The following is a 12,343-nucleotide window of genomic DNA, read 5'->3' on the forward strand; positions in this document are numbered from 1 at the left end:
ATTCATGCAAACTTTTGCTGACATTTCAGCTCTTCGCGAGCAGATCAAACAGTATAAGCGTGAAGGCCGCCGAGTCGCTTTTGTACCGACCATGGGCAATTTACATGAAGGCCACTTAACCCTAGTGCGTAAAGCACGTGAAGAGGGCAATGTGGTCGTGGTCAGTATTTTTGTTAACCCGATGCAATTTGACCGCGCGGATGACTTAAATAACTACCCGAGAACACTGGATGAAGACTTAAGCAAACTCAACGCGGAAGCGGTTGATTTGGTCTTTACCCCAACCCCAGAAATAATGTATCCGCAAGGATTAGAAAAACAGACCTTTGTTGAAGTACCGGGGCTTTCTCATATGCTCGAAGGCGCATCAAGACCAGGGCATTTCCGTGGCGTTGCAACCATAGTCGCTAAGCTGTTCAACATAGTGCAGCCGAATGTTGCCTGTTTTGGTGAAAAAGATTTTCAACAGTTAGCGGTGATCCGTCAAATGGTCAGCGATCTTTGTATGGATATCGAGATTGTCGGCGTCCCTACCGTCCGTGAAATGGATGGCTTAGCGATGAGTTCACGTAACGGGCTGCTGACGTTAGATGAACGCCAACGTGCGCCTGTCCTTGCTCGCACCATGCGTTGGATAAGCAGTGCACTGCGTGGTGGCCGCGACGATTACGCCTCGATCATTGAAGATGCCAGCGACCAATTGCGCGCTGCAGGGCTACAACCTGATGAGCTGTTTATTCGCGATGCCAAAACGCTGCAACTGATCTCGAATGAGACCACACAAGCGGTGATCTTAGTGTCTGCATTTCTGGGTAAAGTACGCTTAATCGACAACCAAGTGTTGGAATTTAGCGCCGAAACGAAAGCGGACCCTGAAGAAGAGTAATTGCTATTTCGAGTGATGAAGTGATGAAGTGATGACTCATTCTCACTCCAAAACCGTATATTGAAAAGGTCGCCCATAAGGAGCGACCTTTTTTGTATCGTTATTTAACTGAGGTTAACGCTATTGTCGGAGAACAATATAGTTTGATCATTTTTGAGGTTCGTTACTACTAAGGTTGATGAAATGACAATAAATAGAGATTAATTTCTAGCTAATTTTTGGACATAAATAAGTTGCGGGTCATTGCATATTAGCAAATCCATGAATAACTTTTTATAAGGCAAAGGGAGCGGGTCATACTCACCTTTGAATCTTTACGCTATTTCATCTAGAGCCCTTGTGAGTGCTCGAGGTGTGATATCACAAATTCGGCTGTCTCTTAAATAGTAGTAGTTTGCTATGTATACCAAGGTGTTAATTGTCAGTGGAAATCTAATATTCTTTTTAAGAATCTGAAGCAGTAACTCAGTTCTATCCAAACGATATAGACGTTTTCCGATGTCATCTTGGTCCATGATTTTCTTCAAGTCTAGATTAAGCTCATTACCTGTTCGAAGTCTGAACTTGTTCCTTAACATCGGCGCCCATTCTTTTGCTTTGTAATGCCTATATGTTAGATCTTCAAATAGCCTCATCATCCCCCAATCTGAAGTTTCTAAACTAGCATAAATACCATTGAGCGCACGGCTTAAGTCACTATGACTTTCCCAATCTTTTTGACACTTGTATCTCAAATCGTGTTCTACTTCGTGCCAACCTTCAGACAGGATAGTCCTCAATTGAACTTCAAATGTTCTATCAACTAATCCATTGCTTCGAAGTATTTGACTATCTTCAACAATACTGTCTGGAAGTTCAAATACAAAATTACACCGTACGGCTTCAAACAAACTAGTTTTATGGGGATCTACTTCCTCAGAGTTTATCTTGTAGAGCTTCTCCAGCGCCTGTCGAGCAATATTGATATCATCTGGAAAATAAAGGGCTATTCGCACCCCAAACAAGTCTTGAATCTTTTTTCCATCAGCTGAATAGTAACCTTCACCTTTCGATTCAATTTTATGCGTTATCGAACTATGAGATTTAGCTCTTGCAAATACACGGAACAATAAACCAAGTCGATCTAGTTCGCTTTCTATTTCAGTTTGGAGTCTTTTGACTAGCACTTGTTCATAGTTGTCACTCATTATGCTCTCCCAAGTGCTACTTTAATTTCACTAATCAAGTTGATATTAATCTCCAAAAAAGAACGCTTATCTGGGACTGACAAGAAGCCTTTCTTTTTAAGCTTTTCTATAGACTTTAAAATCTCATAGTGGCTGTAAGATTTATTCTGAGAACATATCGCACTAATTGGCCTATGTTTATAAAAGGTCTGACTGCCGCGAGGATAAAATTTCTCTAGGACATAGGTTTCACATCCGTCAAACTCATTGTCGGACACGACCTCTAGTTCCTCGAACTCTGCATTAATCAAAGATATAAAGTTATTATCAGCAGTACATCCTGCGAAGTGAATATCTTCTTTACCAGCACCTTTAGCATCAGTTACGGTACATTGGTAAAAATCACAGTTGATAAACGTAGTATTCTGTATGTTGCATAGGGTGAAGTCACAATTTGAAAACTTACAACTAATAAATACGGTATCTCTAATTTTGGCGAGATCGCCAAGCTTGACATCACAAAGTGTTAATTCTTCCGCAGTTTCTGCATCGAGATCCATCGACATTTTGTTGATAAGCATAAAGTTATACTTAATCTTGTCGCTACCGTTAATAAACTCTAGTACAAACTTTAATGACTCCCAGAGAATGTTCCTTTCATCAAGAGTTCGAGGTAAATAAGACTGAATTGCAGGCTCGATGAATCGCTTGTCACCATCCCACTCCAATGAAACGTCGTCAATTATGTTGTCGGCACAGAAGTTCCCCAGAACAAACTCATTTACGAACCCGATACCTTGAGAGTCTTTACCTTTTCGGTCTAATAAAGCATGGCTTGTTAATTTGTTTACCAGTTCATCTGTGGTAGGGCGAGTATCAATCGGATAGAACTTACGAGTCTTTTCAATAAGTGGTTGGTTGTTTTCCAATATCAAGGAATAGATGTAGTCTCTTGACTCACTTGTATAGTCGAACTCAATCATATCGTCAGAGATGGTACGAAGGATCTGATATTGCTCAGCAGGAGTCATCATAAGATCTTGTCTTTTGCGTTCCCTTTCCATCATGGAATCAAAGTACTTATCAACTAACTTCGAAGCGTCTTGACTAACTGCGCCAAATTCATCGTCAGATATACAACGAAGAAATGATAACAACACCGGATTCGATAGATTTTCAATCGGAAACCCTGCGGAACATATGCTTTCCAGCCGTTCTGGAGACAACCAGTCTTCGACGCGAGGTTCTTGAATTCTTAAACGTATGACCTCAAAATCATTTTCGTGATTGGCGATCCATTGGTGGAACTCATCGCCATCAAAAATAGCTGTACGCCTGGTAGTTAGTACGACTTTAGCTTTGTTAATAAGCAGTTCGCTAATTGTATCGAGCATTGGCTCGGTTGATTCGTAATTGTTTCCTTCGTCAGTAGCTGATTCATGTAACAGTTCATCGAAGCCGTCCAATATTACTGGCACTTTTCCGCTTTTTATTTCGGAACGAACCAATGCAGAGCTCAATAGTGGAAAGCTTCTATCAATTTCGTCTAGCAATACGTATCTGAATATCTTTGCTTGACGGTTACGCGATAGTTCTGAAAACAGTGGTAGTTGATGGGGCCGTGTATTTGTAATTTCTTTAACCAGCTCGTAAGCTGAACAGGTCTTACCAAAGCCTGCGGCTGCTTCTACAAGAAACAAAATTGGTTTTTCAGAATCAAGTCGGTCAAGTATCTCTTGGGTTACAGTCGACGTGCCTGCTTTGTTATTAACGTAGTACTGAGTTTTGATGTAAGTATAGGTTGCGTTATCAGAATGGATCTTAACTAAAGACTCCGTAAATTCATTGTAATCCCTAGTTAAGCGCTGTCGAGTAGAGTCTAAGTTGAAAAAACCACTAAATAGTGTAGTTTCAACTTCAGTTATACACTTGTATTCCTTGGTTTGGCATGCATATCCAAGTTCCTGATATTCTTTAAATGTTTCACTAGCATCTACTGAGGGAGCTAAAGGTATAATGTCAGCGTTATGGTAGTGGCCCGTGCGAATGGAAAAAACCATAACGTCTTTCTCAGAGCAAGGTTGCTCAAAAAAACCGTATCGTTCGTAAGCTTGCCTTACTCTTGACCTGTCTAGTTGCATTGCTAAATTAACCCTTTTATTCATATGGTTAGAATTATAGTGCTCAACTGCTTTTGTATACAACTAGTGGCATTTTTGATTAGACGATTTACTTTAATTTTGTGACTACAAGCTTTCTACAGGATTATTTCCTGGGGGCTATCGCGCTCGAGTCAACTCAAACTCTTTACCCGTCACTAGTAGACCGAGTACAAAAATGATTGTGATGGCTCAGATAACTTTTAGTAGGGAAAACTTTTATAAGTAGAGTGGAAATGACCTTTTGCTCAAAGTGATAAAGGGGCAAAAAACTATTTTAGCAAACCACATCTATCATCATAAATGGCTTACTCCCAACGCCCACAAAACTAATTCCCTCCCCTTCAAGGGGAGGGTTAGGGTGGGGTGAACCCCCTCCTAGCCTCTCCCTAAAAGGGGGAGGAACTATTAAGTCCTTAGCCCGATACCACGTGAAACCAGATAATGCGCAACCCCATACAGCGCCACGACAAAAATACCAAGCACACTGAACGAGGTAACAATTCCCACATCTGACACGCCAAGAAAACCGTAACGGAAGGCATTAACCATGTAGACGATTGGGTTGATTTTCGATACCGCTTGCCAAAAGTCAGGCAATAGGCTGATCGAATAAAACACCCCACCTAAGTAGGTTAATGGCGTCAATACAAAGGTAGGAATAATCGAAATGTCATCAAAGGTTTTAGCAAAAATGGCGTTAATCATGCCGCCTAAAGCGAACACAACAGAGGTGAGAAAAACCGTCGCCGCAATGATCCCCCAATGATCGACCTTGAGATCAACAAAGAACAGCGACACAAGGGTCACTATCGTGCCCACCAACAAGCCACGCACTACCCCGCCCATAACAAATCCGGCGATAATGACATAGTTAGGTACAGGCGCAACTAACAACTCTTCGATGTTTTTCTGAAACTTCGCACTAAAGAAAGAAGAGGCGACGTTCGAGTATGAGTTAGTGATCACCGACATCATGATTAAGCCCGGGACAATATATTCCATATAGCTAAAGCCGTTCATCTGGCCAATACGCGAACCAATTAGGTTGCCAAAAATAATGAAATAGAGCGTCATGGTGATGGCTGGCGGTACTAAGGTTTGCACCCAAATACGCGTAAAACGGTTGATTTCTTTAGTCAGTAAACTGCAAAAAGCCGTCCAATATAAACGATACATCATGATTATCCTCGGCTTTGCTGTTGAACAATGCTGACAAACAGCTCTTCAAGGCGGTTCGCTTTATTGCGCATCGAAAGCACCGTAATTCCCTGTTCTGTTAACTGTGAAAAGACTGAATTTAGCCCTTTCGTTTTCTCCAACTCAATTTGTAACGAACCGTTGAGCATGGTTTGCGAGATCACACCACTGAGTTGTGGCGCTGGCGGAGAATTCTCTGCGATATCTAAAATAAAAGTTTCGAGCTGTAATTTGGCCAGCAAATCCTTCATCGAGGTATTTTCAATAAGCTCACCTCGGTTAATAATGCCGATATTGCGGCACAGCATCTCCGCTTCTTCTAAATAGTGCGTGGTTAAGATAATGGTGATCCCTTGCGCGTTAATTTCGGTTAAGAACTCCCACATCGAACGGCGCAGTTCAATATCCACACCGGCGGTGGGTTCATCTAAAATCAGCAACTTAGGCTCATGCATTAAGGCTCGAGCAATCATCAAACGGCGTTTCATACCACCAGAAAGATTACGCGCTCGCTCTTTACGTTTTTCCCACAAATCGAGTTTTGAGAGGTACTTCTCTGCCCTCTCTTTCGCTAACGCTTTCGTCACGCCGTAATACCCAGCTTGCTGCAACACAATTTGCTCAACCGTTTCAAACTGGTTGAAGTTAAACTCCTGCGGCACTAAACCAATATGTTGCTTGGCCAGTTCAAGATCTTTATCAATATCAAAACCAAACACTTTAACGGTGCCGGAGGTTTTATTGACCAGCGAAGAGATAATGCCAATGGTGGTTGATTTCCCGGCCCCATTGGGCCCAAGCAGTGCGTAAAAATCGCCTTTTTCAACCTGTAAACTCACCCCTTTTAGGGCCTCAAACCCACCAGCGTAAGTTTTTCGTAATTGTTCTATTTCTAATGCGTACATTCGACGGATCACTCTTTGTGATATTAACCTATCCAATGTGCTGCTAAGGCTCGCGTTTTTCAACCCAATATTAGAAATTGATAAAATAAAAAACGCAGATCCAGCGATCTGCGTAATTCATTCTTGCACAACCTTAACGCTTAACGATTTTGGGCTACCTGCTTAACCGCAGCATTGAGCGCTTCATAACGAAACGAAAAAGTCTGCTCGGTTGGCACCAGATCCAAAATATGAAACTTTTCCAGTTGCTGTTTGGTGTGCACATTTGGGCAAAGTAAGTAGACCGCGCAGTGGGCATCTAAGGCATCATTAATCGCGTTTTCTAAAGCAAGCCCAACCGTCACATCAATCATAGGTACATCAGTAAGATCTAAAATCATCGCTTCATAGTCACTGATGTGATTGTGCTGGCGAGCGATCGCTTTAGATACACTAAAAATCATCGGCCCTGAGAGATAAAAAAACAGCACCTTACCATTGGTTTGATCCAATAAAGCTCGTTCGCTATCAGTCAATGGCACATCGTTTTCATCAGCATCACTAATGGCTTTCACTTGGCGAGCTTGCTCGCGGCTCAAGCGTTCTATGATCAAAATATTTGAGATAAAAACGCCCAAGCCAACCGCAACAATCAAATCGACAAAGACAGTTAACAGCATCACGCCATACATGATGGCCATCCCCTGCACACTCACTTTATGCGCGCGTTGGATAAAGCTCCAATCAAGAATATTAAAACCAACATACACTGCAATCCCTGCCAATACCGCCATTGGGATCGGTTCGGTTAAGCCTCCCGCCACCAACACCACTAAGGCTAATACTAAGGCACGAACTACACCAGACAGAGGAGAACGCGCGCCGACCTGAATATTGGTCACCGTACCCATGGTTGCACCGGCACCCGGCAACGCACCCAATAAACCCGCGATCATATTAGCCAGCCCTTGCCCTCGCAGTTCTTTATCGGAATCATGCTCTTTACGCGTTAGAGAATCGCCAATTACCGCGGTGAGCAACGTATCAATGCAGCCGAGCGTACCGAGTACTAAAGCGTCAATCACCATGGTGGTGAACATCTCGGCATTAAAGGTTGGAATAACAAAAGAGGGTAAGCCAGCAGGGATCACACCAATACGGCGGATCTCTTCGCTATCAAATAACAGTACCGAAACAAGCGTCACGCCGACTAAAGCGACCAATTGAACGGGCACTTGTTTGCGATATTGAGCCGGGAGAAAAAATAAAATGCCTAAGGTTAACAAACCAAGAAAGAGCTCACTGAACTTCATCTGGCTAATGATCTCGGGCAACGCGGTTAACGTTCCCATCACTCCCCCAGCGGGAGCCGCCTGACCAAGCAGCGGTGACAACTGCAGGATAATCAAAATCACCCCAATTCCTGACATAAAGCCAGAGATCACGCTATAGGGCATTAAGGTGATGTATTTCCCAAGTTTTAAAGTGCCAAGTACAATCTGAAAAGCGCCTGCCATCATGACAACCGTGAAGCTAACTGCAAGCCCCGTTTCAGGATAACGCGCCACCATGCTGGTTAAAATGGCCGTCATAATGACCGTCATTGGCCCTGTGGGTTCAGAAATTAATGTAGATGAACCACCAAACAAGGCAGCAAACAGCCCCACCAATATTGCTCCCCAAAGCCCTGCTTCTGCACCCGCACCAGACGCCACACCAAAAGCCAAGGCAAGTGGCAGTGAAATAATCGCGGTCGTGACGCCACCAAAGACGTCTCCTTTTAGGTCGATATCGGCAAAACGGCCTCTAAACACAATGCTTTTCCTCATACTCAAAATAGGTTGTCTCACTCTAACAAATCATCATTCTAATAATTAATCATTATTTTACGTGTGATTGATTCTCTGTTGACTATACAAATAGCGATGGAAGCAGTTTAATTTTTTTACTAGGAAAACTCGTCAGATGAGTGAGTGTTTTGTCATTTTATAAGAGAACAGAATTGTAACATTGTGTATAGTCAGGCCTATTCTTGCGCATTACCATTAATGCGATTGAACTATTTTTAAGGGAAGTGAGATGCCAGAACTGAAACAGCTTTTTGAAAATAACTCACGTTGGTCTGAATCGATTAAGGCTGAACGTCCTGAGTACTTTGCAAAACTCGCTCGCGGGCAAGACCCAGATTTTCTATGGATTGGTTGTTCTGATAGCCGAGTTCCGGCCGAGCGTTTGACTGGGCTTTATTCTGGTGAGCTGTTTGTACACCGCAACGTTGCAAACCAAGTGATTCACACTGACCTTAACTGCCTTTCTGTGGTGCAGTACGCGGTTGACGTACTGAAGGTCAAGCACATCATCATCTGTGGGCACTATGACTGCGGTGGCGTCAACGCAGCGATTGATAACCCACCGCTGGGCTTGATCAACAACTGGTTACTGCACGTGCGTGACTTATACCTTAAACACCGTACCTACTTAGATGCGATGCCAGAACAGGATAAAGCCGACAAATTGTGCGAAATCAACGTTGCCGAGCAAGTGTATAATTTAGGTAACTCAACCGTACTACAAAACGCATGGGAGCGCGGCCAAGATGTCGAGCTGCATGGCGTGGTCTACGGTATTGAAGACGGACGTTTGGAATATCTAGGTGTTCGCTGCGATTCACGTGAGCGAGTCAACGACACCTATCAAAAAGCGATGGAAAAAATTCTTAATGCGCAACATAACTTGCTGTGTCGATAACAGCGTGTTAATTGCCGTTAAAACTGATAGTTAAAAATACAGAATGCCCACTATTTAGTGGGCATTCTATTATCGCTGGCAAAATTACGCTTGCGGCACAACTTTACCAATGTAAGGTAGGTGACGATATTTTTGCGCGTAGTCGATACCTACGCCCACGACAAATTCATCTGGGATTTCAAAACCGATCCACTTGACCTCTACAGGTACTTCACGGCGTGAAGGCTTATCCAGTAAAGTACAAATGTGAATGGATTTAGGTTCACGTAAAGACAAAATTTCTTTTACTTTATTTAGTGTATTACCCGTATCAATAATGTCTTCTACCAGCAACACATCTTTACCTTTAATGTCATCATCCAGATCTTTCAGAATGCGCACATCACGTGAGCTTTGCATCGTGTTGCCATAACTTGACGCGGTCATAAAATCGACTTGATGAACTAAGTCGATCGCGCGAGCTAAGTCTGCCATGAAGACAAATGAGCCGCGCAACAAGCCCACCAGTACCAGATCTTCACTACCTTGGTAATGCTCTGTGATTTGTTTGCCTAATTCACGAATTCGTTCCTGAACCACTTGCTCAGAAATCATCACTTCAACTGTATGTTTCATACTGTTCTCTTTTCGGGTGATGCGACACGCTACGATCATCGCAGTTTAATGATGGCGTCGCGTAACTAGCTTGGCGCGTATAGTACCACTGCCACACAGGATAGTTAAATAATTAGCAAAACTCTGGATATGATGAAATAAAGCTCCTACGCTGCCGCAGATACGCTCACCACAAATACACCACATCAATAAAAGCCACACTAAAACACGTTGAATCTGATGGGATTTAACACGATCGCACAAAAAACAAACTCGAAACGTTGACCTCAACCATATGCAGCAGTACACTCATAAAGCTTTAAAGCAACTAACAAAATAATCATTAGAGCGAAAAGCTCAATTCAACAGTCATTGGCAAGGATTAACAACTCATGGAAACATCGATAGAAAAACGCCCCAGAACTCGCTTATCACCACAAAAACGCAAACTTCAACTGATGGAAATCGCCCTTGAAGTGTTTGCAACACGGGGAATAGGCCGAGGTGGCCACGCAGATATTGCTGAAATCGCCCAAGTTTCAGTCGCTACTGTCTTTAACTACTTTCCAACCCGAGAAGATTTAGTCGACGACGTACTCACTCATGTTGTACGTCAGTTTTCAAACTTCCTCGCAGATAATATTGATCTTGATTTGCATGCGAAAGATAACTTAACCAACATCACCACTAAGATGATTTCTCTTGTGATTGAAGATTGTCACTGGTTAAAAGTATGGTTTGAATGGAGCGCTTCAACGCGCGAAGAAGTGTGGCCACTTTTTGTCTCCACCAACCGTACTAATCAACTTTTGGTACAAAATATGTTTATCAAAGCCATTGAACGTGGCGAAGTGTGCGATCAACATGAGCCAGAACATCTTGCTACGCTCTTTCTTGGTATCTTCTACTCACTGTTTGTACAAGCAAATCGCATACAAGACGAAGCCAGCATGGGTGTACTCGTGAAAAGCTACCTCAGCATGCTCTGCATCTATAAAAAAGATCACTAGGCTTAACTTCCTAGTCTCTGAATTATGAGCATAAAAAAACCGCTGAATTCAGCGGTTTTTACTATTTAACTAACCAGCAATTTAACGCATCAGCGTTGAAGTTACTTTTTTTTCTTCGCTTTTGCGTTTGGCAGATCAGTAATCGTGCCTTCAAATACTTCCGCAGCAAGGCCTACCGATTCATGTAACGTTGGGTGAGCATGAATCGTCAAAGCGATATCTTCTGCATCACAACCCATCTCGATAGCCAAACCGATTTCACCAAGCAGTTCGCCGCCGTTAGTACCAACAATAGCGCCACCAATCACGCGGTGAGTCTCTTTATCAAAGATAAGCTTAGTCATACCGTCAGCACAATCAGAAGCGATAGCACGGCCAGAAGCTGCCCATGGGAATGTCGCGACTTCGTAGTTAATGCCTTCTGCTTTGGCTTCTTTTTCAGTTTTACCAACCCAAGCCACTTCTGGCTCAGTGTACGCAATTGAAGGGATAACTTTAGGATCGAAGTAGTGCTTCTTACCAGAAATTACTTCTGCCGCTACGTGGCCTTCATGCACACCTTTGTGCGCCAACATTGGTTGACCAACGATATCACCGATCGCGAAGATATGAGGAACGTTAGTACGCATTTGCTTATCAACATTGATAAAGCCGCGCTCATCCACTTCAATACCTGCTTTTTCAGCATCCATCAGCTTACCGTTTGGTACGCGGCCGATAGCAACAAGAACGGCATCATAACGCTCAGCTTGCGCTGGTGCTTTTTTGCCTTCCATTGAAACGTAGATACCATCTTCTTTTGCTTCAACAGCGGTTACTTTGGTTTCAAGCATCAGGTTAAATTTGTCTTTGATACGTTTGGTGTAGACTTTAACCATGTCTTTATCCGCCGCTGGGATAAGTTGGTCAAACATCTCAACCACATCAATCTTAGAACCTAGCGAGTGGTAAACTGTCGCCATTTCTAGACCGATGATACCACCACCCATGATCAACAGTTTTCCAGGAACTTCTTTCAGTTCAAGTGCATCCGTTGAATCCCAAATGCGTGGGTCTTCATGAGGAATGAATGGCAGTTTAATTGGACGAGAACCAGCTGCAACGATGGCGTTATCAAAGTTAACCACAGTTTTGCCGTCTTCACCTTCAACTTCAATGGCGTTAGGGCCAGTAAATTTGCCGAAACCGTTCACGACAGTCACTTTGCGCATCTTCGCCATGCCGCCAAGACCGCCCGTTAACTGGTTGATAACTTTTTCTTTCCAAAGGCGGATTTTATCGATGTCCGTTTGTGGTTCACCAAACACAATACCGTGCTGGGCCAATGCTTTCGCTTCTTCGATAACTTTTGCAACGTGCAGCAACGCTTTTGATGGGATACAACCCACGTTCAAACACACACCGCCAAGGGTGCTGTAGCGTTCAACAAGTACTGTTTCAAGACCTAAGTCTGCACAGCGGAATGCAGCGGAGTAACCAGCAGGACCGGCACCAAGTACGACGACTTGGGCTTTGATTTCTTTGCTCATTTTGACCTCTTGTAGTCATTATCCCTAACAGGCTGAGTGGATGTTCTCGTTGTTTTTAGTGTTTAATCCAATGAATTAAACCCATGACTGAGCCAATTACTTAAAACAAATGAATTAAAACGAATTATTTTCAGACCGCAACAGTTTACAGAGATGTTAATGGTGTG

General features: G+C 43.2%; 10 protein-coding genes. 3 read left to right on the top strand and 7 right to left on the bottom strand.

Annotation, left to right across the window (positions count from 1 at the left end; translation table 11 throughout):
• The first annotated feature begins 4 nt into the window (after positions 1-4).
• Positions 5-886, top strand: coding sequence for a pantoate--beta-alanine ligase (panC, locus tag AACQ21_RS10630; protein WP_010319549.1), 882 nt, complete (start codon positions 5-7; stop codon positions 884-886).
• A gap of 314 nt (positions 887-1,200) precedes the next feature.
• On the opposite strand, the gene AACQ21_RS10635 is transcribed toward panC, so the two are convergent.
• The 5 genes from AACQ21_RS10635 to AACQ21_RS10655 all read right to left on the bottom strand — a co-directional run bounded on the left by AACQ21_RS10635 (position 1,201) and on the right by AACQ21_RS10655 (position 8,124).
• Complete coding sequence (locus tag AACQ21_RS10635) at positions 1,201-2,073, bottom strand: RelA/SpoT family protein (RefSeq protein ID WP_105977504.1); 873 nt, start codon at positions 2,071-2,073, stop codon at positions 1,201-1,203.
• Positions 2,073-4,193, bottom strand: a complete 2,121-nt coding sequence (locus AACQ21_RS10640) for a pentapeptide repeat-containing protein (protein ID WP_105977505.1) — start codon at positions 4,191-4,193, stop codon at positions 2,073-2,075. The genes AACQ21_RS10635 and AACQ21_RS10640 overlap by 1 nt, the downstream gene beginning before the upstream one ends.
• A gap of 426 nt (positions 4,194-4,619) precedes the next feature.
• A complete protein-coding gene (locus tag AACQ21_RS10645) occupies positions 4,620-5,390 on the bottom strand; it encodes an ABC transporter permease (RefSeq protein ID WP_010319547.1) in 771 nt (256 codons plus the stop codon).
• Positions 5,391-5,395: 5 nt separating this feature from the next.
• Positions 5,396-6,316, bottom strand: a complete 921-nt coding sequence (locus AACQ21_RS10650; RefSeq protein ID WP_026027559.1) for an ABC transporter ATP-binding protein — start codon at positions 6,314-6,316, stop codon at positions 5,396-5,398.
• Between the two features lie 140 nt (positions 6,317-6,456).
• Positions 6,457-8,124, bottom strand: a complete 1,668-nt coding sequence (locus tag AACQ21_RS10655; protein ID WP_094133047.1) for a SulP family inorganic anion transporter — start codon at positions 8,122-8,124, stop codon at positions 6,457-6,459.
• 250 nt (positions 8,125-8,374) lie between these two features.
• On the opposite strand from AACQ21_RS10655, the gene can reads away from it, so the two are divergent.
• Positions 8,375-9,043: a carbonate dehydratase gene (gene can / locus AACQ21_RS10660; RefSeq protein WP_013857670.1), complete on the top strand. Its 669-nt coding sequence runs from the start codon at positions 8,375-8,377 to the stop codon at positions 9,041-9,043.
• Positions 9,044-9,127: 84 nt separating this feature from the next.
• Here the strand turns inward: can and hpt are convergent, their stop codons facing one another.
• Positions 9,128-9,658: a hypoxanthine phosphoribosyltransferase gene (hpt, locus tag AACQ21_RS10665; RefSeq protein WP_010319544.1), complete on the bottom strand. Its 531-nt coding sequence runs from the start codon at positions 9,656-9,658 to the stop codon at positions 9,128-9,130.
• Between the two features lie 371 nt (positions 9,659-10,029).
• Here hpt and AACQ21_RS10670 point away from each other — a divergent pair, with 371 nt between their 5' ends.
• Positions 10,030-10,647, top strand: coding sequence for a LuxR/HapR/OpaR family quorum-sensing transcriptional regulator (locus AACQ21_RS10670; RefSeq protein ID WP_017043694.1), 618 nt, complete (start codon positions 10,030-10,032; stop codon positions 10,645-10,647).
• A gap of 101 nt (positions 10,648-10,748) precedes the next feature.
• Here AACQ21_RS10670 and lpdA read toward each other — a convergent pair whose 3' ends face one another.
• The gene (gene lpdA / locus AACQ21_RS10675; RefSeq protein ID WP_013857673.1) at positions 10,749-12,176 is read right to left on the bottom strand and encodes a dihydrolipoyl dehydrogenase; all 1,428 of its coding nucleotides are present in this window, start codon (positions 12,174-12,176) and stop codon (positions 10,749-10,751) included.
• Positions 12,177-12,343 lie beyond the last annotated feature (167 nt).

The sequence above is a fragment of the Vibrio sp. V01_P9A10T6 genome (assembly GCF_963877065.1).
GTDB lineage: Bacteria > Pseudomonadota > Gammaproteobacteria > Enterobacterales > Vibrionaceae > Vibrio > Vibrio anguillarum.

Bases quoted from the DNA above. Each gene is read 5' to 3' on its own strand.
- AACQ21_RS10655 (WP_094133047.1), bottom strand. From the start codon at position 8,124: ATGAGGAAAAGCATTGTGTTTAGAGGCCGTTTTGCCGATATCGACCTA.
- AACQ21_RS10640 (WP_105977505.1), bottom strand. From the start codon at position 4,193: ATGCAACTAGACAGGTCAAGAGTAAGGCAAGCTTACGAACGATACGGT.
- AACQ21_RS10645 (WP_010319547.1), bottom strand. From the start codon at position 5,390: ATGTATCGTTTATATTGGACGGCTTTTTGCAGTTTACTGACTAAAGAA.
- hpt (WP_010319544.1), bottom strand. From the start codon at position 9,658: ATGAAACATACAGTTGAAGTGATGATTTCTGAGCAAGTGGTTCAGGAA.
- AACQ21_RS10650 (WP_026027559.1), bottom strand. From the start codon at position 6,316: ATGTACGCATTAGAAATAGAACAATTACGAAAAACTTACGCTGGTGGG.
- panC (WP_010319549.1), top strand. From the start codon at position 5: ATGCAAACTTTTGCTGACATTTCAGCTCTTCGCGAGCAGATCAAACAG.
- lpdA (WP_013857673.1), bottom strand. From the start codon at position 12,176: ATGAGCAAAGAAATCAAAGCCCAAGTCGTCGTACTTGGTGCCGGTCCT.
- AACQ21_RS10670 (WP_017043694.1), top strand. From the start codon at position 10,030: ATGGAAACATCGATAGAAAAACGCCCCAGAACTCGCTTATCACCACAA.
- can (WP_013857670.1), top strand. From the start codon at position 8,375: ATGCCAGAACTGAAACAGCTTTTTGAAAATAACTCACGTTGGTCTGAA.
- AACQ21_RS10635 (WP_105977504.1), bottom strand. From the start codon at position 2,073: ATGAGTGACAACTATGAACAAGTGCTAGTCAAAAGACTCCAAACTGAA.